Origin of the sequence: Haloarcula sp. CGMCC 1.2071 (assembly GCF_037078445.1) — an archaeon.
Lineage (GTDB): Archaea > Halobacteriota > Halobacteria > Halobacteriales > Haloarculaceae > Haloarcula > Haloarcula amylolytica.
In genome coordinates, this window is sequence record NZ_JAYMGY010000017.1 from 13,933 (window position 1) to 38,751 (window position 24,819).

The following is a 24,819-nucleotide window of genomic DNA, read 5'->3' on the forward strand; positions in this document are numbered from 1 at the left end:
TCACTCCGTAGTGTCAAACTCCGCATCAGTCTCTGTCTCGATACCACCGTCAGCGACAACTGCTTCTGGCTGTGTCTGGTCAAGTGCTACAGACACCACATCCACCAAATCGTCTTCGCTGAGTCCATTGAGGACGTGTTCAGCCTTCTCCGGGGACAATCCACGATTCGCTAGCTCTTGCTCGACTGCCTTCGAGCGTACGAACTCTTCGAAGTCAGCAGCGCGGGAGTCAGCCTCGTGAGCAACAACGTCAAGCGCATCTTCCGCATCAGCGTCGAGGTCAATGATCTGCTTCTCTTCCCACGACGTCTTGATCGTCAACGGGTAATCGCCATGTTCGTCGACACGAACCAGCGCTTGCGAGTAGCCCTGACCGTCGCCCAGTGACTCCTTGCCGGCTTCGGCATGTTGGATGTAAGACTGCTGTTCGTCCGTCAGTCCAGCGCTTGTTGCTGTCTCGTCGCCTAGCTCTGGCTCGCGGTGATGCACCTTGATCGGGCACATTCCCGCGATTTCCTCGGCTGCGCCCTTGTCTTCGAACTCCGAGAGCGTCTGGGACAGCATCACCAGCCGGAGTCCGGCGTGGCGCTGGTGCCGCGCAATCTGGTTCAGCGACTCCAGATTTGCGTCGTCGTTGAACAGGTAGTGAGCTTCGTCGATGATGATCTCGACCTTCTGTTGCATATTCTTGGCCTGCTGGTACAGCGTCGACAACAGCAGTTGCATGATGAACGACTGCTTACCGAGGCCACTACCCGAGCCTTCGACCTGCTGGAGGTCCAGATAGACGGCCTTGCTGCTGTCGTCGATCAGCCGCAAGTCCGACTCTTTCGAGAGGTTGCCGAACGTACTCCCCGGCCGGAACGGATGCAGTGCAATCGAGAGTTCGTTTGCGTACTGCTGGATTTTCTGCTGGGACGATTCCGTCGTCGCTCCCGGGAACATTCCCGGCTCTTCCTGGAGGCGGTCAACCACCTCCAAGAAGTCACTCAGGTTCGGTGAGTTCTCTGGCGTATGCGTTGACGGGTCCGCTGGGTCGATATCGGACTCAGTGAATATCGTGTCGATCAGGAACGTGATCAGGCCGCTGTGCATCTCCAGATCGACATCCCGAGATTGGAGGAAGTTCTCGATGACCCCGTACACTTCGTCTTTCTTCGCTGAGACGGGCTGCATATCCGGGGATTGTTCGAGCACATGCTGAGGCGTCGGATGCATCTCACACGGGTTCAGCGGCGTCTCACCGCTGATCGTGATGGTCTTTGCATCCAGCATCTTCGCGCTGCCGTGCATATCCCCGACCGGGTCGATGTAGATCTGCTTGACGTCCGACCGCTTTTTCAGCATCCGCATCGCCCGAGCCTGCGTGCCGTGCGTCTTTCCGCCGCCGGGCATCCCGGTTACAAGCTCCGAGTGGCCGGTTTCCAGTTCCCACGGGTCGATCAACAGCGAGGAGTCGTTGTGGCCGTGCAGTCCGTACTCGATGCCGTCCTCCATCCGCAGGTAGTTCGACGAGAACGGGAACAGTGACCCGAGCGCTTCCCCGGTCATTGAGGAGAGTCGGTTTTGTCTGAGTTCGTTGGCCCCGATCGGCGAGACGGTCACCAGTCCTGCTTCCTGCCGGCGGGTCGTTCGCTTGACCCCGCAGTTCGACGGTGAGTCTCGCAGGAGCGTTTCGAGCCGGTTCGTTTGCTTCCGGAGGTCTTCTTCGGTCTCAGCGGTCAGCCGGATGAACGCTCCGACACGGAACAGCGACGTGTGGTTCCGCCGGACCATCTGCCGGATGTACTTTGCCTGGTTGACCTCCTGTTCGATATCCTCCGCTTCCAGCTCCCCCTTATCGTTCTGTAGCATCTTCAGTGAGGAGATCCACTCCTTCATGACCGACACTGCTGTATCAGCGTCGTATGGGTCGATGTGGATTGAGACGTCGACGGCGAGGTCCGTATCCAATAGCAGTTGCTCTAGCATTCCACTCGTCGGATGCTCGGGATACGTCTCGATCCAGAAGCACCGGGTGTACGTTTCTTGATCGATGAGAGCGTGGTCGGCTTCCCACTCGATATCCGTCGGCGCAACCAGTGACCGATGGTTCTCTCCCGGTCTATGCAACTGGGAGACGAAGTCAGTCTCGTCGACCTCGTAGTCGGTCCCACCGACGTCGTCGGTGTCCATGCCCTCCGCAGCGTCGTGGGCTGTAGCACCCTTGCCGTGCTTGATGAGTTCCCGTGCCGAGTACGTCACCGGGGAGACGGAGGCCGCCTCTTCGTACTCGCGTTCCGACCGGGTTTCACAGGCCCAGTAGTCCTCGGTCAAGTGCGCCAGCTCATGCGGGCTGACCGACCGACTGCGACACCGGAACATATTGTTGACTGCTCTGTCGACGGTTTCGAGCCGGTCGTGGAGCTTCTTCGCCTTGAATTCCTCTCGCTCAGCGTCAGTGAGCGTGTCACTGTCGAATCGAGTGAACAGCCGCCCAATGACCGGTATCCCAGTCAGGTAATCCGCGATGGAGTCGCTGTTCATCTGGAGGTCGTGAATGTCGTCGTCAGTGACCCAAACGACGATGTAGTACTTGCGTTGGAGTTCAGTCTCAGTCTCGACATTCCCGCTGTCGTCGATGTAGCGGTTGACGAACTCCATGAGCACCCCTCGGAAGATCGAATGGCTCTCCGCGTCGGGGTCGTCGAGCCGGTCGATGTGTGCCTGTATGTGAGACTCGTTGTCGACCTCGGCCGTCGTGACGTGGAGTTTCGCCCGGCCAGTCAGTGACTCGGACAAGCGTGTGAGCGACTTGACGGCTTTGTCCCATTTCTCGTCGTCCTGCAGCGACATATTGGCGGGCTCGACCTCGACCGCGCCGACATACGCTCCGTCGACGCGCTCAATGCCGTGGGGCATGACCCGCTCTAGTCGCGTGACCTGCCGGGTATCCTGATTCCCTTGGCCGTGAGTGTACTGCTTCTTTTTGACGAGCCAGAACAGTTTGACCCGCAGCCACTCAGTCAGGCGATAGTGATCTGGCCGGACTTTGTGCAGGATGTAGAGGAACACTTCGACGACCGCTGTGAGAGCCAACGTGGGGAAGAACAGCGCCGCCGGCACGAATGGCATTCCCATCGCGACGAGGAAGCCAAACGGCGGGATGAGGAACAAGATGAGTTCCCCCAGCGTGTAGTCGCCCCAGAAGTTGGTCGAATCTCCGAGAGATTCGTGGATGATGTTCGTATTGTATTCTTCTTCTGAGTCAGCCATTAGTCGTCATCCTCCTTGTGAGGCAGGCCGTCGCGGTACACATCCGGCCCTAATATATCGTCATCAGTCGCAAACACGTCCTTGAGCGAGTCGTACGACTCGGACTCATCGGAGTCAGTGGTCTCAGTATCGTTCTCGCCGAAGTCGTCGTCGGAGAACGGCGGATCAACCTCAGACTCGAACACTCTGGTATCGCCAGAGTTGATCTGCGTCTGGCGCTCCATCTTGGTCTGGGGTTCACTTACTGAGGTGTCGTCGCTCTCGGAGTCGCCAGACGAGCCAGACGAGCCGGACGAGCCGGACGAACCACCGTTGGTGAATCGGCTGTTGAGGGGACTTCCACTGGACCCGCTCCCGCCGCTGGAGGGCGGTGAGCCACCAGAACCACCAGACCCGCTGCTGCCACTGCCGCCACCAGAGGGCGGAGCGGAACCGCCTGCACCGCCTGAGCCACCGCCGCCGGAACCACTGTTGCCGCCACCTCCGGAGCCGGTGGGGCCGCTGCTGGAACCGCTCTTCATGCCAGCGGGGTTGGCCACCATCTGGCGGTGGACCATCTGAGCACCCGTGGCAGCACTGCCGACACGCCCTTTTGCAGCGCTTGAAGCCGCTCGAATCGTGCCACCCGTCGCCATTGCTGCGCCGGGGCCACCGACCGCGCCAGCGCCGGCTGTCGCCGCTGCACCACCAGCCGCCGCACCGATCTTGAGGGGCTTTTTCCCACCAGCAAGGGCCTGTTCGCTGACTTGGATTGCCACGCGGCTACTGCGCTGGATGAGGACCTTCTGGGACTTTGCCGCCAAGTACAGCGTCACGAGGCTGATGAACAGGGACAGCTCAGAAGCCAGTCCCCAGTTTGTCGCTTCAAAGCTCATGCGTATCAGGATTGCAGGCGGGATACCCGCAGCGAGGACTCCGGGGTACGCGCCGGCGACCTGTTTCGCCAGTCCCGAGAAGCGGTTCAGCGGCCAGACCTCCACTGCCCAGAACGTCGCGACCAGTGGCATCGACAGCGTCAACAGGAAGACCAGCAGCCACCGAGTGATGAAGATGAACGTCGCTTTGAGGTAGACGTACAGTCCGACAATGATGAGGACAAGGAATATCCCCAGACTGAGATCCGCAATCTGCTGGGCTGAGCCGATTAGTGCGGCGACTTCAGTCGTTGATTGACCGGATTTGTAAATCTCGCGACCGATGGCATTGAAGAACTGAGTCCCCAGTGAGGCGACCGGAAGCCAAAAGAACAGTGAGAGGAAGGCAACCCCAAGTCGGCGTAGGAGCTTCTTCCGAATGACCGGGTTCATCGACCCGTATCGAACTCCAATCATTGCCAAGACGATGAACTGCAGCCCGAGTGCCAACCCAACGATTCCATCGAAGTAGATGCCCGATATTAGCGAGTTCCACGGGGCATTACTCGCAGATTCGAACGCAATGTCAACTGGGGCCGATGAATTCGGTCCTTCGGGGGCGGGTGTCCCTACCATCGGGTCAATGAGGCTCTTAAAGAACCCGTCAAGATAATTGACTATCTGCGTTTTAAGTTGAGCAAGGAAACCACTGATACCAGCTGTGATTGCCGACGAGAGTTCTCTCAGCAATCTCTGGAAAACCTCCTCAACGAGGTCCTCGCCTATTCCCGACTGCATTGCTACGTCTCCGTCTCCGTCTCTGTCTCTACTGAGGTAGCAGTGACTTCTTCAGGAGTCCCAATCAGAGTCCGCTCGCATCCAGATGAATTTTCATAGCTGATCGTCTGAGTGAATGTGACTGGATCGCTCCAAAGGAATTCAACGGTTAATTGCTCATCTCTTTTAGCGCTCTCATCAACTTTCGGACAAGAAGAGACGGTGTCTTCAATGAGGGAAAAATATCTGACGACATTGGTTTCACCAGGCTCTACCGGGACAAACACGTCTTCTTTTTCTTTCCCATTCATTAATGCGCGGGTAGCTGCACCGGTTCGCTCACCCACATTCCTGACAACCACCACCAAGTGGCCGAGGCCTTCGCGAACGTCTGGATGTTCAGTGGCAGGAACGACTTTTTCAAGTTCGAATGTAGTGCCCAGTTCGAGTGGAATTTCGGTTTCAACGTCATCCCCACGGAGATAGAGCGTGTGCTGGCCCCGGGGCAATGGCTTGTATTTATCATCTCCCGCCGTTAGCGATAGGCTAGTCCGGGTTTCACCAGGACTGAAATAGTCGCTGACGAACTCCCGACCGGACTCTGTGATGATGCTGACCGATGACGGCTCGATCTCATCGGTCACAGCCACTTCCAGAGCCAATTGGCGGCCGTTCTCGACAATCTCAATCGACGTCTCTTCGATGTAGTCGGACTGCTCGTCTGGCGGGCCAGCGCTTCCGTCACCTCCGTCACCGCTATCAGACAGCCCGCCACTGCAGCCTGCAAGCGTGGCAAGACCCCCGCTAAGGAGTCCAAGCACTGTTCTGCGGTCGATACTGCTATTTCGTGGTATAGTCTTGTGTGTCATGGATTATACCAACCGATGAATTTGCCTCTCGTCCAGACGTCGTAGCCATACAGCGCCAGCACAGCCGGCAACACCGTCAGGAGCGTCACTACAGCGAGGTCGATGAACTCCGCAAGGTCTGGGAGGTTCACTTCGTAGGCGACCCGCTCTTGGGTGTCTCGTACCGGGACAGCACGCCCTTGCTCCCACCAGATCTGAGTCGGGCGATACGTGACTATCGCCGAGGAGACTTCGCCTTGGTCGACGGTGACCGTAATCTCATCATCGCCAGCGAGTGACTGTTTGACCTGGGACTGCCCCGTTGCGACAGTAACGTTCCCTGCCGCAATCGGGAAGCCAGCCGTCGGTTCGACCCGGACCAGCAGGTCCGTCGAGTTGTCAGTCGAGTTGACGACCTCGGAGGTGATGTTGACTTCCCGGATTGGCGTCGGGTTCGTCGAGTCCGCTGGCTGTTCGATACTGTTCCCGCGGACGAGTCCGTTGATCTCGAAGTTCTCCGTCCGGAGTTGTTCCGCACTCCGAATCGTGAACCGATCTGCCGTCGTGAACGTCTCCGAACGGTTGATCCGAATCTCTGGCGGGAGCGTCGTCCTGTTGATCGCGGTAGCGGTCGTGTTCCCCGTCGTGTTTGCAGTCGCGTTCGCCGTCGTGTTCACCGGATACGTCGCTTCGAGCGATGGGACGAACCGCCAGCCGTCGGAACTCTCGTTTTGGACGCGGTTGACCGTGACTGCCGGGCCTTCCGTGGTTCGGACAGCGTGGGTTTCGAGCGGTCGTACTGGCGTCGTCGTGTTCTCCGACCAGTTTTCCCACCCGGGCGGTGAGCGGGTGTAGAACCGCCACTTGCTCTGGACTTCGTATCCGCCATCGAACTGGACGCTCTGCCAGCTGCCGGGGATTACAGTCCCGATCCGATAGTCGTCGGTCGTGGCCCCTCTGCCGTTGGGGACGACGCCGGGTTCGACGACCATCTCCCGCTCGGACAGGTTCTCTACCCGGACCGTCCGTGAGTCCGTAACTGTTAGCTCGTATTCGTCAATCTCGTCATCGCCAATCTCCGAGATATTCGTCGAGATCGTGGTGACCAACTGGAGTTCCGTGGTCCCGTTGATCTCCGTGTAGTTGAGGGTGGGCTGGGCGGCAGTGCTGTTGTCCATCGCAGTGCCGTTGGCGTACAGTGTCGTGTTCGTCGACGTGTTTAGGACGCGGAAGTCGTCCTCGAAGACCTCCGAGATGAACACCCGGTAGTCGTGAATGGCACGAACGGTGCCGTTCGGACGGACTAGACGCTCCGTACCCGACTTTTGATGGACGACCGTCGATGGCTCGATGCTGAAAAACGCGACGTAGGCGTCACGAATCCAGAGTCCAGAGCGAGTATCCGTGACGTTCACTGGGTACGAGGCGTTCTCGATTCCAGTCCGGAACGAGTCGTGTTCGGGTCGGTTCCATAGCGTCGTGTTCGATGGCTCACGAGAAACCATATCTCCCGTGCATGAGGGCAGGACGGCCAGTGTGCCGTTCTCAGCCTCAGCCCGGTCGGCCCGTGTGAGGTTCGGATGATCGGGATCGCCAGACCACAGCGCACGGAAGAACGTGTGGTTGTGGTTGTAGGAGCGGTTCGGAGGCACGACGCCTGCTGTCGCGTTTTCTCCCACTGACGCATTGGCCGGCGGGTTCGAGGCGTTCTCGTAGCACGAGACTTTCGCGCTGAGGTTCTGCCTTGCTCCGAGTTCGACGGACCTATTCACGCCTGTCTGGTTCGCTGCTGGCCCTCGATCAACGGACTCGTTGCCCTCGGTTCCGTTGGCTGTTGTCCCGTTGCCTGCTGTCTCGTTGCCTACTGAGTCTCGGACGCTGGAGTCGTTACTGTCAGTGCGATTCGTCTGTGTTCCCTCGCCCTTGGAGCCATTCGGTGCGGTGGCGTTCTGTTGGAGTACCCCCACGCCACCGTGGCTCGCGTCGGGAAGGGAGTGTGCCGTCCCCCGCTCAATCTGGGCTGGGTTGCCACCAGCGGACGCCGGCCCCGCAGCTGCGGCTGTCGAGAGCAGCGAGCAAAGGGCCGCGATCATCAGCAGTGAGCGGAGTGATGGCATCGTATCTTCAGAATGGCGTCACGCAGTCTGAGAAGCCGAAGCCGACGTTGTCCCCGAACTTCGTGATGAGTTCCGGAGCCACGATTGCCAGGACGACGACGCCGAGACCGACCAGCGAGAGGATGAGGTCCCGGCGGGCCTCATTTTGCTGGTTCGGGTTGCCAGAGGCCCGCATATACGACAGGCCACTGCGACCGACGAATACCATCGTTGCTGGCAGGCCAAGACCAGCCAGTGCTCCGAAGACGACGTCAACGCCGTCCTCGACAGCAGTATCACAGTAGATGTTCCCGACGTCGGTCTGGCCCATCGCCGAGCCAGCAAACAGCGTGAGGACCAGCAGCAGTTGGGTCGCCTGTCGCACGCCGGGCGTGAGCCAGGCGTCAGCAAACCGCCGCTTCGCGTGAGTGTAGAGTGTTGGTTGTGTGGTCGATGCATCCGATGCTGTAGTTTGAGTTGACATAGATGCCTCTGGTTCTGTTTTCTTGCTTGCCCACCGATTCCCCACGGGTAATCCGCTACCGTTGTTGTATTAGCTTTCTTACACAGTTGGTGAATCCTGTTCTGAATTCGCCAGAACGTATTGACAGTGGGACTATCAAAAAACTTGTGAACGAGATTAAGAGTTCTAGATTGTGATAGGTAGTCTTACTCGGCAATGCCTTAATTTTCGGGTCGCATGAATGATAATGCTAACAGAAATATATATTAATACATTAACTAGTAGCTTCGTTAACTAGTCTATCAGCCGCAGAGTTTCCAACCGTATATCAGAAATTACGGCAGTTGGGGAGGTATATTGACAGGGCTAACTGGTGATATATTTAATATAATTGGATACAAGAAGGGCATAGAAGCTGATCAATAGAACATCATTAGGCCAGTTTCATAGAAGGGCAAAAACAGGGGATGAGGCGAGCCAGACTGAAACCAGAACCTTATGTTGCCCATATCGTGGACCACTCCCATGTCGTCAATGTCGCCGCACACACCCCCATGTCGTCAACTCTGCGATGCTGAGTGAGCGGAAATAAAACTGAACAGAGTGGATGAATCGACACCTCCACGCATAGGAATTCGCTCGGTTGCAGGGACGCATCAAGAATAAAGCCAGAGCCGCCGGTATCCCCGTTGCGTACGTCTACCCGGAGTACACAAGTCAGACCTGCCTGGACTGCTAACACGTCGGCTCCCGAAACGGCGACGAGTTCCGATGTACGAACGACAATGTTGGGTAACGGAGTACTACGCAGACATCAACGCGGCAGTCAGCATCTCTGACCGTTTAGACCGGTGGGGTGAGAGCCTGCCGTTAAAATTGGCGGGCAATGATATCCTACGGGATGGGGGCGTCTGTGACAGCGCCACGACTCGCTCTGAGCAGAGCCTATCACAGCAAATGACGCTCGGAGAGTTCGAGTCAAAACCCACTTCCAGTGATTAGCTGGTATCCCCACGCAGGAAACCACCCTGTTCCGTTGCAGACGGTGTCACACTCATTCGCTCGTATCCGAATTGAGGACCACCCCGGGTGTCGAGTGTAAATGGACATTAAATCGCGTATCATACCATTCAGGCCCCCATTTAGATATTCTTGGGATCTATCAGTCCGAAAGTTCGAGTGAGACACCCCGACTGTCGAGTGTAAAATCGTGAATTACTGCTCGGGGGAAAACCGCTGATCAGATTCAATGGCACTTTGTACGACCTTAGGCTCCTCCAGTAGGTAGTAAAAATTGGTCATGCCTTTCCCACGGCCGCGTCCAACCCGATCCGTGACGCCGAGGATATCTAGAAACGCCTGTTCATTCAGCCGATCAGACATCCGTCTTTGTGAGAGAGGGTTAATATCTAGTGACTCCGTGAGCTGCTCGTACCGTTCATAGATTTTACGAGTAGGGAACTCTTCCTGATTGCTCCCCTCCGCAATCAATGAAAGGGCGTACACTGCTGCTTTCGATTGTGTAGGCTGATCTTGGAGAAGCTTAGAGAATCGATCGATATCCGCTTTCTCACGTGCATTTCGGACATGGTTTTCTTGCACAACATCACTGTTATCGTCTTTTGCAAGTTCGCCTGCATTTCGAAGAATATCCAGTGCTTTTCGAGCGTCACCGTGCTCTTGTGCAGCGAATGCAGACGCCAAAGGAATCACATCATCGGTGAGGACACTGCTCTGTTGAATAGATGCTGAGTTGCAGCTAGAGTGGCTCACAGAGCGGTTCTATGTTTGTGATGGCGAACATCAGGACGATTTCGCGGAATTGCCGATACCAGCCAAGCGCTCGCATGGCATCGCCGAGCGAGCGCTTGATGGTCGAGTACGAGGTTTCAGCCATCCACCGCTGAGAGTAGCCTTTTGCCCGGATGAGGGCGTTATTTGCGGTGGCGTTCAGTGACGAACCACGGTAATTCACGAGGTAGTCGATATCTAGTGCAGCAATCTCGTACTCGGTGTTCCAGTCTTGGAAACCGTTGTCAGCAGCGACGGACTGCAGGTCGTCCGCGTTCCGGCGGACGACCTGCGGTCCGGTCTTAGTATCGTGTTGCCACCGTGCAGAGATGTGTACGTCAAGCACGGCAAGTGACTCTACATCGGTTAATGTCGTCACTTTCAGCGTCTGAACGCTGTTTCCGGAGCGTTGGCGGTAGTACGATGAAGAGGCGCGGCGGTCGAAGAACGTGCTGTCGAGTGCTACGTGACCGGACTGCGGGTGTTGCTGCGCTGAAACGCGCAGCAACGCCCGCCAGACCCACATCTTCAGCCGGTCGAAGGACTTGTAGATCGTTGTGTAGTCCGGGAGCTCGTCCTGATCAAGATCAAGAAGCTCACGGAGTTCAGCCATGTATTTCAGTCGATTCGGCGTTTCACGGTAGCTGTGTTCCTCTTCGACCCTGAAACAGTGCAAGACAACGTGAACCCAGCGGGCGAACCCGCCGCTGGCGGGCTCGCCCGCGTGCTTCCCTAACGCTTGTTTGGCTAGACGTCGACACTGCTCAACGAAGTCGAGGATGTCGATCTCCATAGGCAGAGTCGATTTCCTCGGCTTCGTCCTTCTGCTCCGCGATATATGCCGATAAGACCGCTATTCAACAGGGCAGAGGACACCTTCATGAAATGCATCTTGACGATGACGCATAATTTCGCGGAGCTGATTTGCGTCGTAGGGAGGGAAGATGAACTCACGCTCTTGCAGACTACTGAGGACTCGCTCATCGAGAGAATCTTTAGTTCCTGGGGCAGAATCTCGTTTTTATTACTTCTAACATCGATTCCAGTCGCATCGCTGTATCGCCCAACGAAAACTCAACGGATTCAGACTATTACCTCTAATTGATTTATAGAGTGGTCAGAGGGCCTCTTCAGATTCAAGCTCGCGCCGGTGTTCGACATCTCCCAGACTGAAAGGGAACTACTTCCCGAACTCAACACGGAAGCGACCGGGGACGGCGACGCCCTCGTTGCTCGGCTGACCGGTGCCGCCGACGACCTCGGCGTGACGGTTCGGATTGTCCCCGAAGCGGAGTGGACCCACGGCGAGTCGAAAGGCAACTGTGAGCAGCTTAGCCTCGTCGACGTCCAGCCGCTTGTCGAGGTTCGCGACCGGGAGAACAACGCCGATCTCGCCCGGACACTGATTCACGAGTTCGCACACGCTCTGCTCCACTTCGACGTCGACGACGACACCGAGCGGGCAAAACGCGAAGTCGAGGCCGAAGCCGTCGCGTACGTCGTCGGGCGCTACTGCGGGCTCGACACCAGTGGGTCAGCGTTTTACCTCGCAGCCTGGGAGTCGGACGACCCCGAGGTCGTTCGCGAGCGGCTTGGCCGGATTAGTCGAACGGCAGAAGGGCTCATCGACGTTCTCGAGAGCGAATCCTCGTCCCAACCCGGTTAACCAACAGAGTGATGGATTCCTCCCGCTCTGTTGGTTAACACGAGGTGACAGCCGATGCCCTACGAGCCACCGACCCCGCCGGCAGGTCTTCCAGCCGAATTAGTCGACACTCTCAACGAGGTCTCGCCGGAGCAACTTCGGGACGTAGCCCGCTACGTTGAGGGGCTAGCCGAATACAAGGAACGGGAAGCCCGTCTTGAGAAGGAATCGGACGAAGACAACGTTGAGGAGCGACTCGATGACCTTCCGGACGACGTGCCGGCGAAGGCGACGATCACGATCAAGGAGATAAACGACAATCGCTACTACTACTGGCAGTGGAGAGAAGGAGAAAAGATCCGGTCCAGATATAAAAGCCCCGTCAGTCCCGACGAATAGGCGAAATAGCGTTTGAATTGGACGGCCAGTTGTTCAAAAGTATCCCTGTCTACAAAATGAAAGACGAAAGCTGTCAGCGCTCAAGTCGTGGAGCGGGCTCGTATCGGTCTCGTATGGTTTGGTGTCCTCATTCTTGTCGATTCGGTCGTAAATCCGAATACAGGAGCTGAAAAATCGCACTCCGATTGCGACATCGAAGAGACGCACCCCTATCGACTTGTTCAACAAAACCACCTGCGTACAGAGGGTCACCTCTATCGATTTGTTTCGCGAGGAGTCACTCATAGGAGGTCGGTATTGAATTAGTGGAGAGAAGTTCTTTCTCCGCCCTAGTGAGAGGTTTCCATCTCTGATCAAGATTGAGCATAGGACCACTCCTACACGTAGCCGGGTGGATTCACCGCGACCGTGTCGCTAGGACCACACACCCACCCCTATCGATTTGTTCTAACGAGAAAGGGTGGTGAGGGGAGTCAATCACGGGGGAGTCGAGGTGGATATGGTTCATCAGAATAATATCCTTCGGCTAAATCCATTTTTATAAGCTCGATTCTTGTTATAATCGGTGGGCAGAAAGGGGATTGAACAAATCGATAGGAGTGGGTATAGAGTAGTTAGCCGAAGAAACAAAAGGAACAACAAGACATCACTAACCACAGTGTACAAGAACCCCGATCCTGGTCTTCGCCCCTTGGTTTCTCAATTCCTTATTTAATACTCTATCAGGAGGACAAGAGAGCGACGAAGAGTGATTAGAACAAATCGATAGACGTGTGTTCTTCTAACTAGCTAGTAGCTAGAACTAGAAAGAAGAAAAAGAGAAGGTAGAAGAGACTCTCAATTCTGCCCTAATCGTGATGTAGGTGAGACGTCAGTCCAGTCGGGAATTCTGTCACCCCTGCCTTTCTTGAAGACTAGAACAAATCGATAGGGGTGAGAGGGTGTGCGGGTATTCTTTTGAATTGGTTGAGACGATACCCCTAACAAATCGTCGGAGGTTACGGAGGGTAACAGTGTAAACCTCTAATACCGTGGATTTGACCGTCATACCGGTAGAAAAGAAATCGACAGGGGAATGTTTTAGTACCCTGGTAGAGTGAGTTCCGGTATGCCCACGGATCCTGGTCCCGAGGAAACCTCCGAGTCCACGGGTTCTATCAAAGATCTCATTCTCGAGCAGGAAGAAGCCGCGAGTCTCATCAAGAACCGGTCGCTCCTTGAGCCGAACGAGATCGTCGACGAGGAACGTATCGTCGGTCGTGACACGCAGCTCACCGATATTACTCAGCATCTCCGCGTCGCAATAAGTAACGAACGACCGCCGAACCTTCTCCTCTATGGTCCTTCTGGAACCGGGAAATCTCTTATCATCAACGCTGTCTGTCAGAACATCGTCGAACTCTGCGAAAGCCGCGATATCCGGTTCGGCGTCATTCAGATGAACTGCCAGAACGTGGGAACCCTCGGTGCAGCTGTCTACGAACTTTCGCGAAAGGTAGCGAACGACATCGGAACAACTGTCGATGTCCCGGAGCATGGAGTTCCAAACAAGAAAAAATGGCGCGAACTCTACCGTCTGATCAACGACCACTACGATACAGTTGTATTCATTCTCGATGAACTCGATATGCTCGTCGGTCGTCGAGATAAAGACGAGCCAGCCTTCTCTCGCCTTCTCTATCAGCTCTCTCGTGCTGGAAGCACCGACGAGATTACTGCCCAAGTCTCTGTCACTGCCATCACTAACGACACGAAGATGATGGAGAGTGTGGGAAGTCGCGCTCTCAGTTCCTTTACCCCCGAGGACGTTCACTTTAGTGACTACGACGCCAACCAGCTCCGGGAAATTCTCCGGGCTCGGGAGGACGCCTTCCACGAGGATACACTCAGCGGTGACGTCATCCCGCTTGCAGCTGCATTCGCTGCCCAAACCAATGGGGATGCACGGAAGGCGATCGACCTGATGCGAACAGCGGGGTCGATTGCAGAAAAAACAGGTGCAGACAAAGTCCGGGAGGAACACGTTCGACAAGCCCAGGATAAGGTTGAGAAGAACCGCGTGTTGGAGGTGACACGTGGGATTAGTACGCAGAAGAAGCTCTGTCTGTTCGCGACTGCAGCTGTGGCCCGTGAGGCCGGAACTGGTGCAGCAAAGAGCCCGATTGGATACCGGGTGTATCAGTACTTGACAGGTACCCTAGATTCGGATCAGTACCACCAGGAGACGTACGTGAATAAGATGAAAGAACTCACGACGTATTCGTTGGTCGAGACAGAGCGGAAGAGTCAGGGACCACACTCGGGTAGCTACCTCGAGTTCACGTTTGGTGAGAACCCGGAGACCATCATCGAGACGCTCCGAGAAGATTCGCGGCTAGACGACGTCCACAATGACGAACTCCGCACCGTCGTGAATGCACAGCTCAATCAGTAGGGTGTTCATCGAACAAGTCGATAGGGGTGAGGGTGTTATCGATGACTCAGTTCCATCGGTGACAGGAACAAGTCGATAGAGGTGGGTCTACAGATTGTGGTGGTCGCTCACACAACAAATCGATAGGGGCGACTGTTTAGCACTTTGCGTCACCGATACTCTGAAGATCGTAGATGACGCTGTGATCTTTGGACAGGTCGACCTCCTCGAGGATGGCGACCGTTCGCGGGCCGTCGTGCTGCTGAAGACGATCGACGAGTTCGTCGTGAGGTGTCGACTGGGTCCACACGTAGACGGCGTTGATCCGCGCAAACGCGAACGGCCAGTCACCGAACTGTGGGATGACGTACGCCTCCTTGATAGAGGGTGCTGACGCTGGCGCTGGCAGCGACGAGCTCGCGGGCTGCGTCGCGTACGCGTTCTTCGACGACAGCGAGCCCGTCTCATAGGAAACGTAGCCTGCGTCTTCTAGCCGATTGACGGCCTGTCTCACCGTCTCGTACGGCGTGTGGAGGTGTTGGGCGACACGGCGGATGGAGTCACCACTCCGATGACGAGGACGATCTGCGCCGCCGTGTCGTCGAGAACCTCGTACATCTGGTATTTACCAATAATCCGGCAACAGTTAAAATACTCACTGGATCCACTATCTTTCAAGCCTGCTCTTGACTCTGTGGCATCTCTGTCGCGTATTGTTCAGCTAAATCGACTACGTCGTAGACGTGAATTCCAGTTTTGAACCACAGCACTCGATCGGCGGCGCTCCCGAACTCCTCGCTCGCACAATCCAGCTGCTCCGAGACAGCCAATACGAAATTGTCGGCCTCCACCTTTCGAATCTTCTCCAGCTTTGCGTCCAGATACTCGGGTGTCCAGAAGCCAACGATCTCGAGAATCGCACGCCTGCCATCGGGATGTTCGATCGCGAAGTCGGGTATCATTACCTCAGCGCCAAGGTCGAAGACGTCGTCTTCCCGCACCAACTCCCAGTCCGTATTCGCTCGCTCCCACTTCCGGGTGAGCGTCCGCTCAACGTCGCTATCGAACTGGTCGCCGGCGCTGTAGTGTGACTCGAGATCCTCCGTGTGGTCGAGCGCGAACTGTCGGGTCTCGCCGGTCGTCTCGTCGACGAGGATCTCGGCACCCATCTCCCAGCGGTCACAGAGGGGCAACGCCGGCAGGGAGTTCGCCATCCGAATGCCGTACTTCTGTGATTTCGAGAATAGCGACGCCGGGCCGTCCAGTACGGCCTCGTAGCCGGCGGCTTGGTCCGTGCTCGCGACGCGCTCACCGTCGGCGTCGATCGGATATATCCGGTGCATCAACCCGAACAGCTTTACATAGCTGAACACCGTCCCGAAGTGGTCCAATACCTGAATCCGCATTTCTGTGGCGTCGTAGAGCACCGCCTGGGCGAGCGCAAGGTTGTAGCGCGTCAACAGCCAGTCCACGGTGAGGTCCGTGTGTTCGTACTCCGCGTCGCTGCTGCCGGTCAGGTTGGTCGTCGACGTCGAACCATCATCATCACTGGCGTACTGATCGGCCGTCCGCGTGCCGATCCGGACGAGTTGTTTGTTGTCCTCCAGATCGGCGTACATTCCGCGATAGCACTCTTCCAACGACACTCCGAGGTCGTCGGCGACCGCGCTGTACACCTCCAGTTTCTGTGTGTCCTCGCCGAGCGTCGGTTGGCGGACGATCGGATAGCGCCCGTTGGCTTTCTCGAAGAGTCGCCGGCGGACCTCACGCGGGTCGACGGAGGTGACGATCTCGAACTCACACTCGTCTTTGAGGAGTTTCGCCAGCCCTTGGACGATCTTGTAATCAGTATCCGCGATGGTCAGCTCGTCAATCGCGTCCTCGAGATCGCCTTTCGGCTCGCCAAGGTGGTTCTCAAACAGCTGGATGAGTTCACGGGCGGTCTGTCGGTAGCGCTCCTCGTTGGGATCGATGAACAGCGGGGTGACGGTCTCGTCGGTCGTGCGCGAGCGTACGAGGTCAGCCGTCAGCACTGGCACTCACCCCCTCCCGGCGGCGTTGCGAAACGTAGGTCTCCATCGTATCCTCGGTGATGATTTCGTAGAGACGGGCGGGCTGGCGGTCGTCCGTCGGTCGAAGAATGCGGCCGAGCCGCTGGGCGTATTGACGTTTCGAGGCGCTCCCCGAGAGGATGATCCCGACGTTTGCCGCCGGGACGTCGATCCCCTCGTCGAGAACCTGCGAGGTCACGAGCATCGAGTATTCGCCGGTCCGGAACCGCTCCAGGATCTCGGTGCGTTCGTCGGTCTTGGTCTGGTGGGTGATGCAGGGGACGATGAACTCCTGGGAGATGTCGTAGGCGAAGTCGTTGTTGGCGGTGAAGATGATCGCGCGGTCGTCGTGGTGGCGCTTGCTGAGATTGTCGAGCGTGTCGAGTTTCTTTTCCGCTGTTCGGGCGATCCGTTCGGCCCGTTGCTTGGCGATGAGTGCCCGCCGGCCCTGTGGATCGTAGGAGGTGCGCTTGAGGAACTCCTGGTAGCCCTCCTCTTTCCAGAGGTCGAACTCGTGGGTGTCGACGTAGTCGCGATAGATCTGGTACTCTTCGTCGTACTGCTCGAGCTCGTCGGCCGTGAGCTCGACCGACATGTGGATCGTTTCGTACTCGCTGAGGTATTCGCCGGCGAGCTCGTCGACGTCCTCCCGGTAGACGACCGGGCCGAGGAGGTCCTCGAGGAGTTCGTGCTTGCCGTCTGGCCGCTCGTAGGTGGCGGTCAACCCGAGGCGATATGGGGCGATCATCATCTCCGGAATCTGCCGGTAGGTCGGGGCTGGTAGGTGGTGTTCCTCGTCGACGACGAGCAAGCCGAACTGATCGCCGTACTCGTTGACGTAGCGGTATGCGCTGTCGTAGGTGGTGACGGTGATCGCGGTGACGTCGTGGCTGCCGCCGCCGAGGACGCCGACCGGTTCCGTGAGTTGGTCGCCGAAGGCGTTGGTGAGCGTGGCGTGCCACTGGTTCATCAGGTCAATCGTCGGCGTCACGACGAGCGTACTGACGCCAGCGTCGGCGATGGCCTGCAGCCCGAGGAACGTCTTCCCGCTGCCCGTGGGGAGTACGACACTCCCTCGCCGATCGTGGTCGATCCAGGCGTTGAGTGCGGCCTGCTGGTAGTCGCGCGGTTCGATGTGGAGCGCTGGCGTGAGATCGAGATAGGGATAGGCACGGGCGGCGTCTTCGAGAGTGTGAGCGAAGCCCTCTTGTAACGTTGCCTGCTCGTTTCCGTCCGTCCACTTGCCGGCCCATTCGAGCAGGGATCGATATCGATACGCTTGGGTGCGGTACTCGTCGACGCGGTCGTCCCACTCCGCATAGGGCACATCGTCGGGAGCATTACGGAGCAGGAGCGTGCCGTCGTCGAATCCGATTCGCATTCGATGTTGGTACAGAGACCCCCGACCGGATTCAATATTTGGGTTCCTCAAGTTCCATGGAGGCGTACGTCTGTCCTTCTGCGGATGCGGGTGGTTCTATTGTTCCGGAGTTACGGTTGTCAGCGATCGAGCCAGTACTGCCAGTCTGCGATCGCTTGGTCCGTGTTACTACTGGCTTCGATCGACTCTAGTTGCTCCAGTGGCACGCCAAGTTCTCTGTCCATCCACTCTATCGTCACGAACATCTGGCTGAGAGTCGGATCTGTCGGGGACATCCCAACTACGCGTACTGTTTCGCCTTCCTCTAGCGGTGACTCCTCTCGCTCGGTGACACAGCGTGCTTCGAACGGGAAGTCCATCGTGTCGTCCAGATACGCGTACCATCCCCACGCTTGCTCTTCAGGGCTGTAAGTATCGACGATGATCCGCATCTTGATGCGCTCTTCCCGCTCCTCGTCCTTCTCGACCCGTGTCATGCTGACCAATACGCATCCTGACTTCAAGATATTCGGGGAGGCCGAAACCACCTATCGACCGATGCAGGACGCGCTCAATCCTGGCCGTAGAACAGATCCAAGTCGCTGGACGAAGTCGCTCTTATGTAGAACTGTGGAAAGCCCCGATAACGAGACAATCAATGGTTGAATCGACGGATTCCCCAGCCAGGGTGAGGGAGCGAACGATGCCGAAGGTGTGAGCGGCCTGTCCAAGCAGCTTGGAACAGGCCGCGGAACTTCCGCAACCACGGCTGAACAAGCGAAAATAGGCACTCAGCTTGGTTAATATGGACGCCTTCTGGCGAAACGTACCTCTCTTTGTGTACGACCGTTCGGTGGTCAAAGTCCATCTGTCGGTATGCCTGGAGTCCGTCGGTCCAGACCTCTCCCAGCGGCTGGGAGAGGTCTTCAGCCTCCTGAATCACAGGCTCAAGATCACCTTCGTAATCAATACCCAGTTGGCCACGAATTACACGTAGCGAGTCGCGGCACGCCGCGACGAGTGTCAACTGATCACCGTGGCGGCCCCGCCAGCCTGATCGACCGGTCTGGGATGAGCCGCCGCGAGAACGGCTGTTCCGCGGCGGCTCTTGGCCTTTGTAGCCCGAACAGACTTTGCCAGATTCGTCAACTTGTGTCGGTCCATCGATAGTCTGGTCGAGGAGTCTCCAGACGACGGGGAAGCCGCGATGGACCGCGGCTTCCACCTCTCGAATCGCCGTGTGAACGGTTTTGTAGGCCCGATCGAGCAACGGTGCGATCTGGTTGATACTGAGCAACGTATCGGCGTAGAGCGTGAATGCGAGAAGTACCTCGCCGCAGGTGAGGTGCTTCTCGTGAAACGGCGTTCCGTAGGTGTAGACCGGCTTGAAATTGCAGTCACGGCACCAAACGCGGTCGAGATGCGGCCACGTTTGAACGGAGTTGTGCCCGCACCGTGGACAGGACGTATTCTCCCAGAATTCCTTGAGTCGCCGCTCGATGCGGCATCGAGCGGCTCGGTGTCGATATCGACGACGCCCAGCTCGATCAGCTCTCGAAACATTGCGCCGAACGCCGGCTGAGCAGAAGACATACTCCCAGATTATGGCCGGCTCAGTGTATCTACAGGGTCTTTCCGTAGCTCTACACAAGAGCGATAAGAACTCTCGGCGTCTTATCGATGTCGTCGACGTAGCAGACAATAGTGTGTCAGTCTGTTTTGCGAAGTTGGCCATCAACTTCGTACAGCCAGCCTCGTTCGAGGAGCCGATCAAGAACGTAGGTCGCTTCCTCCTCGGTTTCGATATGGTTGGCCTCGGTGACGAGGACCTTGTGGACCGCCTCCCTAGAGAGTTCTTCTGTGTCCGATGCGTACGCTGTCTCGAGTGATTCGTAGGCGTTCTGAATCCATTGTGGTAGAGATGGCTGGTCGGTACGTCGCATCTGGTGTGAATTAGAGGTGATAGCTGGAAATCTCTGTTGAGTGACACTTCGGACATCGTTCTCGATTGGTGTCGATCATGCACCCGCACCGACGGCACTCATATCTGGCTTCTCGCTGAGATCCAGAAACGGCCGCTCGCAGGTGCTGGAGCATATGTCAGACTTTGACAGCCCATGACAAATAGCTAGCCCGTCTTTTGGCCTCACAGCTCGTGATTAGCGCGATAATCACGACCATTCTAAAGCGTCAGCGTCGAAGACAGAACCGATCAATTACTATCGACTGCAACATATGACATCTCAGATGTGCCAAACTGATGTACGACGGTAGTATGTGATTTTATAACTGTCCATTAGAAGTTATATGTAAATGGTTACTACTTCTGACGATACGTACTCAGTTGACGATGCGAAAGAAGAAATAGACATTCTACGGCGTGTTGAAGATGATGTCGTCGACGCTATCAACCATGCAAAGAATGAAGAGGTACTCAAGTACCTCATCGAAAAAGAAAAGCTGGACACCCGTCATGACGGGCAGCGAGGACTTGGTGCGGTCCGACGTGCAGTCCTGCAGTCTCCGATTGCCTCCGACCGTCTCAAACGCGTGGTCAGTCTCCGTGGCGACGAAACGCCGGAAGACATCCTAGTTCCAAAAGACGTGATGCGGAACGCCAAAGTAGCTCTCGAAGCGGGGAAGCCGGTTGTTCTCTATGGTCCGACAGGGACGGGCAAGACGACGTTTGCCAAACAACTTGCGCGTGAGACTGGAATCGGTTACGCACTTCACACGGCCACTCCGTCTTGGACGCCCTCAGACATTATTGGGGGTATCAGTCCCGACTATACTGGCGACTCGCTGAGCTATCGAACCAAACTTGGCTGTGTCTCTGAAGCCGTCCAACGCGCTCGGGAGTTCAATGTTGAGTATGGCGTTATTTTGGATGAAATCACCCGAGCAGATATCTCCAAAATCTTCGGCCCACTCTACACTGCCATCGAGAACCCTCACCAAACGATATTTGAGACCGATGAGGGCGACACCATCGAACTCGACGAGCGGGTCAACATCATCTGCACGATGAATATGTCCGATCGGACAGTCAATGAGCTTGACAACGCCATCACCCGTCGGTTTGCGATGATTGAACTCGACGAGTATGAGGAGGGCAAGCGCAGGCAACTGTTCAAAGACTGGATCACCACGCACGTCAGCGAGCAGACCGACTTAGAGGATAGCGAAATCCTCCGGTTGTTCGAACGTGACTATGAAGGTATCAACCACGGACACGAATCGACCTCTCAGGGCTCAATCATGCGATTCGGACCAATGCATTACCGTGATGTCGCCGTGTTCCTCGGTGTCGGGTGCCGAGAGGGCGGGGAGTACGAACATGACCAGACTGACGCCGTCGCGCAAGCCTTCAGGACGTATATTGTCCCTCGGTTACTGAATTCCGCAGCCTTCCCACAGGTCGAGCGAATTGCAGAACACTACCGTGCACTGAACGGAGAGTTCGAAGACTTCGACCTCTCGCCGGCGGCGGAGCTCGCAGAGCGCGAACTTGAACAGGAACGTCGGCAGATGGGGTCCTACGAATCATGAGCACTGTCGACGAGGTGTATCAGTACGGGCAGGACACATTCAACGTCCCCGAGCGCGGCGAAATTCGGATAGAGGGTTGTCCATCGTCCATCACTGACCAGCTTCGTCGAGCGTCGTTCACGCGCGAGAGTCCGGGTGTCTACACCAAGAGTCAGGCAGCCCTCGATGACGATCAAGAGTATCAGGTCGTGACTGTAACGGTCGACGGAGAAGAAGACGAGGTTCTCCACGTCGAAGCCACAGACATCATCGGTGTGGTGAGCCTGACGCCGTCGTCGAAGGTTCAGGTTGACCCCAAGATCGATTGGGAGTACATCTTCGATATGCTGCTGGCGGTCTACGACCAGAACCGTTCTATTGAATACCACGGCATCCCGTTGCAGGATTTCCTCTCGGACGATATTCACCTCGACGACGTGTTCGTCGTGCTGGCAATCAACTATCTCGATGGATTGGAGACGATCCAGCGCAACGGGTACATTCGGGATCTCATCATCCGTCGGATCGACAGTCTCGATGGCCGTGGCGAAATCGATGTCGAACAGACCCTCATGAACCACGCACGAGGGAATCTGGAGCCACATTGGATACGTAACGAGACCGAGTACAACAATGCCGCAAACTCTCTGCTTCATTATGCAGGGAAGACGCTCCTCCGGCTGTTCCGGGAGAACGCCGCTGAGCACGACCACCCTGCACACGACCGTATCTTCTCGGAAGTTCACCGGGAGGTCGAGCGCTTAGAGAGTATGGGCGTTGGGAGCGGGCTGGACCGGATGGGCGAGTATCGACAACTCTCACTGTACGACTTACCGAAGCAGCGTCGGTACTATCGGAAGGCATTCGACGTCTCCAAAGCTATCCTGTCGTCCTCGCTCGGCCAGCAGCTCCGGGACGGACCGCGAGAGCTCGTCGTCGACTACGTACTCAACATGGAGTCGCTGTTCGAGCAGTACTCGCAGGTCGTTATCGAGCGTGAGCTCTCGTACATCAAGTCCTACGATCACCTCAACGAGCTCGACGACGTGACGCCGGTCAGGTCGCCGTCAGTCAATCCGTTCAAGGATGAGGGGAAAGTCTCTCACCAGCCCGACCACGCGCTGCAGGAGGGCGACGAGACGCTCAGCGTACTTGACTCGAAGTACTACGCAGAGGGACACGACCCGGTGAAAGATTCGTCATCTCGGTCGCGGCTGTTCAGCTATGCTTATCTTCTCCATGCTGATCGGCTTGCATTCCTGTGTCCGCTATTGGAGCCGAAGCGTCGTCGCGTCGTACAGACAGGTGCTGAACTACAGATACTCTCACCTGAAGAGTTCTCCCTGGAGGCGTACGACGGCGTCATCCACGAGTATCTCCACGAGGTACTCGTCAAGGAAGTCCCCGAACTGGAAGCGTTCCGAGCCGTTGCCGAAAACAAACTGTGTCTTGATGGTGTCGATGAATCGGATCTTCACAAGGCAAAGCAGTTGAGCGGCCCATTCACGTTCAAAGATACTCGGGACTTCTCGCTTCGCGTGCTCAAAGCTGCCGCTGACGAACACTCCTTCAACGTTCGGAATCGATACGACCTAGAGCAAGAGGGCGATTGGACGCGAGAGCAAATAGAACTCAAGTGTGACGACCGATACGAACACGCCACAACGTGTGTTCCCGTGTTCTGTCGGGAAGATGGGCAGGAATGGATTGACCTCTACTTCTTAGTGAATGGTTCGGGTGAAGTGGAGAAGGAAGGCCCATTCAAACTGTTATAACGGGAGTATACGGAATGGGGAAACTCTACCCACGGTTTGTTTATCAGCGTGGGAACTGACCCACAGCCTATTTATCGACGTGGGTGCCGAACCCACATCTATTTCAGCGTGTGTCTACAATGTTGTAGTAATGAGTCAGCACAAGCCGGAGCCTGATGGGGAAGACGGTTCCCATGCTGATGAACTAGAAGAGCGCGTTGACGACTGTTTAGACGGTGATGTTGCCGACGCCGACGATGTTGTAGACGCGTTCCTCTCCTCGTAGCGTAACAATACGTTTACTGTACCGTAGGTTGCAGTATTTTCCACTGTGGTCCGAGAGCATTCGTTGTCTACTGACGATACAGCTGTTGCGATTTTTCACTCAGAAGCGGAGAGAGAAATCGGTCGGTTGGATGCTACTGATTCAAATGATGCCCTGACCGCAATCATCAACTGTCTTTCACACCCGGTCCCCGAGTCCGTCATAGAGAAGGGCTACGAAAACTGTAAAGAACTACAACAACTCAGACAGGGAGATCTGCGGCTGTACGTGACTCTAGTAACCGACATACCGGACTATACTGTGCTGTGGGTCTTCGCGGTCAAGAAACACAGATATCGGAACCTACAGAAATTCGATGCACGAGCCTGTGGGAAAGTCCGAGCGCTTCGAGAGATTTCCTCTGACGAGATTGAGGGATACCTCCAACGAAACGAGGCCTTGACTCTTGAAAAACTCCGGCAGACGAGAGAAAAACTATAGAGCAACTCCTGTCGACAACGGCCACCCTGAGCAGTCAAAACGGCGCGAGAAGCCAATTCCCGTCTTCCTTTCGTTCCAACTGCGGACCAAACACTTCCTGTAGTGAGTGCAGTTCCTCGCCGTCGCGAAGGTCGTAGGTCTTCCCACTCCGGTGGAATGACCCGTCGAAGACGAACTGTACGGTCGGACTCTGGTACTCAAGATCGTTCGCTCGGCGGTCCATCTCTTGGGCAAGGTTCACGGCGAGATCACCATCCCGGAAGGCGTCGGCGAGACCAACGACGCTCACCTCATCGGGGACGTTGTCGTCTTTGAGTCGCTGGAGGAACTCCTCGACCGGCATCTGGTGGTCAAACGCCTCGTACTCATCGGCAATGATGAGATTGTAGCGGCCGGGAATTTGGCCTGGACCTGCCATTGCTTAGTTGTAGTCTCTTATTCACGCATATAGTAGTTTGTCACACGTTTTTCCACCATTTCGAAGTGGCTACAGTCAGCCCCACCCCAATAGTGATAGTATGCGATATTGCTAATTCGACCAGGGTTTCAGCAAGCAGTATTTCATCAAGCGGCCAAGGAACGACCCGGCTGATATAAAACTCGAAAACGACGCTAATCGCTGTCGCCACTGAACCTGAGGTCAACAGACCCAATAGAAAAGTTAGCAGCGAGAGGACGGTGCCGCCGTAGATATACATATTCAGTCGATCACATCGAAAGCCCACAAACCCCTCTAGTAGAGCTTGAATCCATGACTTCGATGCGTGGCCAGTTCTCGAAGTGAGACGGACGGTGAGTTTCGGCGGTGAGGAGTCGTGG

At 56.3% G+C, this 24,819-nt stretch carries 19 protein-coding genes and 6 pseudogenes; 8 read left to right on the forward strand and 17 right to left on the reverse strand.

What is annotated here, in order from left to right; all coding sequences use genetic code 11:
* Genes VI234_RS18685 through VI234_RS18705 form a run of 5 tightly spaced genes read right to left on the reverse strand, consistent with a single transcriptional unit; the run spans position 1 to position 8,314 of the window.
* Positions 1-3,255 carry a VirB4 family type IV secretion system protein gene (locus VI234_RS18685; protein ID WP_336330886.1) on the reverse strand — a complete coding sequence of 1,085 codons (3,255 nt, stop codon included), beginning with the start codon at positions 3,253-3,255 and terminating at the stop codon, positions 1-3.
* Positions 3,255-4,907 (reverse strand): hypothetical protein, encoded by a 1,653-nt coding sequence (locus tag VI234_RS18690; protein WP_336330887.1) that lies wholly within the window; start codon positions 4,905-4,907, stop codon positions 3,255-3,257. The genes VI234_RS18685 and VI234_RS18690 overlap by 1 nt, the downstream gene beginning before the upstream one ends.
* 2 nt (positions 4,908-4,909) lie before the next feature.
* On the reverse strand, positions 4,910-5,755 hold the full coding sequence (locus VI234_RS18695) for a hypothetical protein (protein ID WP_336330888.1): 846 nt from the start codon (positions 5,753-5,755) through the stop codon (positions 4,910-4,912).
* Complete coding sequence (locus tag VI234_RS18700) at positions 5,752-7,851, reverse strand: hypothetical protein (protein WP_336330889.1); 2,100 nt, start codon at positions 7,849-7,851, stop codon at positions 5,752-5,754. The genes VI234_RS18695 and VI234_RS18700 overlap by 4 nt, the downstream gene beginning before the upstream one ends.
* A 7-nt stretch (positions 7,852-7,858) precedes the next feature.
* Positions 7,859-8,314 carry a hypothetical protein gene (locus tag VI234_RS18705; RefSeq protein WP_336330890.1) on the reverse strand — a complete coding sequence of 152 codons (456 nt, stop codon included), beginning with the start codon at positions 8,312-8,314 and terminating at the stop codon, positions 7,859-7,861.
* Positions 8,315-8,936: 622 nt separating this feature from the next.
* Here VI234_RS18705 and VI234_RS18710 point away from each other — a divergent pair.
* Positions 8,937-9,032 (forward strand): transposase, encoded by a 96-nt coding sequence (locus VI234_RS18710; protein ID WP_240938428.1) that lies wholly within the window; start codon positions 8,937-8,939, stop codon positions 9,030-9,032.
* A gap of 476 nt (positions 9,033-9,508) precedes the next feature.
* On the opposite strand, the pseudogene VI234_RS18715 reads toward VI234_RS18710, so the two are convergent.
* From VI234_RS18715 to VI234_RS18725, 3 genes and pseudogenes are all read right to left on the reverse strand, one after another.
* Positions 9,509-10,030, reverse strand: a pseudogene (locus tag VI234_RS18715) (Cdc6/Cdc18 family protein); the annotation flags it as partial.
* A gap of 22 nt (positions 10,031-10,052) precedes the next feature.
* Positions 10,053-10,877, reverse strand: coding sequence for an IS5 family transposase (locus VI234_RS18720; protein WP_336330892.1), 825 nt, complete (start codon positions 10,875-10,877; stop codon positions 10,053-10,055).
* A 75-nt stretch (positions 10,878-10,952) separates the two neighbouring features.
* Positions 10,953-11,081 (reverse strand): annotated as a pseudogene (locus VI234_RS18725) (cell division control protein Cdc6); the annotation flags it as partial.
* A gap of 114 nt (positions 11,082-11,195) precedes the next feature.
* Here VI234_RS18725 and VI234_RS18730 point away from each other — a divergent pair.
* From VI234_RS18730 to VI234_RS18740, 3 genes and pseudogenes are all read left to right on the forward strand, one after another.
* Positions 11,196-11,750 (forward strand): annotated as a pseudogene (locus VI234_RS18730) (ImmA/IrrE family metallo-endopeptidase); the annotation flags it as partial.
* Positions 11,751-11,804: 54 nt separating this feature from the next.
* Entirely contained in the window at positions 11,805-12,128 is a 324-nt protein-coding gene (locus VI234_RS18735) for a hypothetical protein (RefSeq protein ID WP_080504364.1), read from the forward strand.
* A 1,108-nt stretch (positions 12,129-13,236) separates the two neighbouring features.
* Complete coding sequence (locus VI234_RS18740) at positions 13,237-14,562, forward strand: orc1/cdc6 family replication initiation protein (RefSeq protein ID WP_008313895.1); 1,326 nt, start codon at positions 13,237-13,239, stop codon at positions 14,560-14,562.
* A 154-nt stretch (positions 14,563-14,716) separates the two neighbouring features.
* Here the strand turns inward: VI234_RS18740 and VI234_RS18745 are convergent.
* From VI234_RS18745 to VI234_RS18770, 7 genes and pseudogenes are all read right to left on the reverse strand, one after another.
* Positions 14,717-14,842, reverse strand: a pseudogene (locus VI234_RS18745) (AAA family ATPase); the annotation flags it as partial.
* A pseudogene (locus tag VI234_RS21375) lies at positions 14,840-15,159 on the reverse strand (helix-turn-helix domain-containing protein); the annotation flags it as partial. The pseudogenes VI234_RS18745 and VI234_RS21375, both read right to left, overlap by 3 nt.
* 56 nt (positions 15,160-15,215) lie before the next feature.
* On the reverse strand, positions 15,216-16,574 hold the full coding sequence (locus tag VI234_RS18750; protein WP_336330899.1) for a DUF790 family protein: 1,359 nt from the start codon (positions 16,572-16,574) through the stop codon (positions 15,216-15,218).
* On the reverse strand, positions 16,561-17,973 hold the full coding sequence (locus VI234_RS18755; protein ID WP_008313898.1) for a DEAD/DEAH box helicase family protein: 1,413 nt from the start codon (positions 17,971-17,973) through the stop codon (positions 16,561-16,563). Before VI234_RS18755 ends, VI234_RS18750 begins: the two co-directional genes overlap by 14 nt.
* A gap of 119 nt (positions 17,974-18,092) precedes the next feature.
* Positions 18,093-18,449 (reverse strand): calcium-binding protein, encoded by a 357-nt coding sequence (locus VI234_RS18760; protein ID WP_008313899.1) that lies wholly within the window; start codon positions 18,447-18,449, stop codon positions 18,093-18,095.
* 121 nt (positions 18,450-18,570) lie between these two features.
* Positions 18,571-19,545: pseudogene (locus VI234_RS18765) on the reverse strand (IS1595 family transposase).
* A gap of 116 nt (positions 19,546-19,661) precedes the next feature.
* Positions 19,662-19,895: a hypothetical protein gene (locus tag VI234_RS18770; RefSeq protein ID WP_336330893.1), complete on the reverse strand. Its 234-nt coding sequence runs from the start codon at positions 19,893-19,895 to the stop codon at positions 19,662-19,664.
* Positions 19,896-20,265: 370 nt separating this feature from the next.
* On the opposite strand from VI234_RS18770, the gene VI234_RS18775 reads away from it, so the two are divergent.
* The 4 genes from VI234_RS18775 to VI234_RS18790 all read left to right on the forward strand — a co-directional run bounded on the left by VI234_RS18775 (position 20,266) and on the right by VI234_RS18790 (position 24,000).
* Positions 20,266-21,501 carry an AAA family ATPase gene (locus tag VI234_RS18775; protein ID WP_336330894.1) on the forward strand — a complete coding sequence of 412 codons (1,236 nt, stop codon included), beginning with the start codon at positions 20,266-20,268 and terminating at the stop codon, positions 21,499-21,501.
* Positions 21,498-23,255 (forward strand): 5-methylcytosine restriction system specificity protein McrC, encoded by a 1,758-nt coding sequence (locus tag VI234_RS18780; RefSeq protein ID WP_336330895.1) that lies wholly within the window; start codon positions 21,498-21,500, stop codon positions 23,253-23,255. Before VI234_RS18775 ends, VI234_RS18780 begins: the two co-directional genes overlap by 4 nt.
* A gap of 130 nt (positions 23,256-23,385) precedes the next feature.
* A complete protein-coding gene (locus VI234_RS18785; RefSeq protein WP_263641933.1) occupies positions 23,386-23,520 on the forward strand; it encodes a hypothetical protein in 135 nt (44 codons plus the stop codon).
* Positions 23,521-23,583: 63 nt separating this feature from the next.
* Positions 23,584-24,000, forward strand: a complete 417-nt coding sequence (locus VI234_RS18790) for a hypothetical protein (RefSeq protein WP_151104343.1) — start codon at positions 23,584-23,586, stop codon at positions 23,998-24,000.
* Between the two features lie 34 nt (positions 24,001-24,034).
* Here the strand turns inward: VI234_RS18790 and VI234_RS18795 are convergent, their stop codons facing one another.
* Positions 24,035-24,418, reverse strand: a complete 384-nt coding sequence (locus VI234_RS18795) for a hypothetical protein (RefSeq protein ID WP_336330896.1) — start codon at positions 24,416-24,418, stop codon at positions 24,035-24,037.
* Positions 24,419-24,458: 40 nt separating this feature from the next.
* The coding region (locus VI234_RS18800) for a hypothetical protein (RefSeq protein WP_336330897.1) at positions 24,459-24,819 on the reverse strand (361 nt) is incomplete at its 5' end.

Excerpts from the sequence above, each read along its gene's own strand:
- VI234_RS18685 (WP_336330886.1), bottom strand. The coding sequence starts at position 3,255 with ATGGCTGACTCAGAAGAAGAATACAATACGAACATCATCCACGAATCT.
- VI234_RS18775 (WP_336330894.1), top strand. The coding sequence starts at position 20,266 with ATGGTTACTACTTCTGACGATACGTACTCAGTTGACGATGCGAAAGAA.
- VI234_RS18705 (WP_336330890.1), bottom strand. The coding sequence starts at position 8,314 with ATGTCAACTCAAACTACAGCATCGGATGCATCGACCACACAACCAACA.
- VI234_RS18735 (WP_080504364.1), top strand. The coding sequence starts at position 11,805 with ATGCCCTACGAGCCACCGACCCCGCCGGCAGGTCTTCCAGCCGAATTA.
- VI234_RS18760 (WP_008313899.1), bottom strand. The coding sequence starts at position 18,449 with ATGACACGGGTCGAGAAGGACGAGGAGCGGGAAGAGCGCATCAAGATG.
- VI234_RS18795 (WP_336330896.1), bottom strand. The coding sequence starts at position 24,418 with ATGGCAGGTCCAGGCCAAATTCCCGGCCGCTACAATCTCATCATTGCC.
- VI234_RS18780 (WP_336330895.1), top strand. The coding sequence starts at position 21,498 with ATGAGCACTGTCGACGAGGTGTATCAGTACGGGCAGGACACATTCAAC.
- VI234_RS18720 (WP_336330892.1), bottom strand. The coding sequence starts at position 10,877 with ATGGAGATCGACATCCTCGACTTCGTTGAGCAGTGTCGACGTCTAGCC.
- VI234_RS18785 (WP_263641933.1), top strand. The coding sequence starts at position 23,386 with ATGAGTCAGCACAAGCCGGAGCCTGATGGGGAAGACGGTTCCCATGCT.
- VI234_RS18695 (WP_336330888.1), bottom strand. The coding sequence starts at position 5,755 with ATGACACACAAGACTATACCACGAAATAGCAGTATCGACCGCAGAACA.
- VI234_RS18690 (WP_336330887.1), bottom strand. The coding sequence starts at position 4,907 with ATGCAGTCGGGAATAGGCGAGGACCTCGTTGAGGAGGTTTTCCAGAGA.
- VI234_RS18740 (WP_008313895.1), top strand. The coding sequence starts at position 13,237 with ATGCCCACGGATCCTGGTCCCGAGGAAACCTCCGAGTCCACGGGTTCT.
- VI234_RS18755 (WP_008313898.1), bottom strand. The coding sequence starts at position 17,973 with ATGCGAATCGGATTCGACGACGGCACGCTCCTGCTCCGTAATGCTCCC.
- VI234_RS18770 (WP_336330893.1), bottom strand. The coding sequence starts at position 19,895 with ATGCGACGTACCGACCAGCCATCTCTACCACAATGGATTCAGAACGCC.
- VI234_RS18700 (WP_336330889.1), bottom strand. The coding sequence starts at position 7,851 with ATGCCATCACTCCGCTCACTGCTGATGATCGCGGCCCTTTGCTCGCTG.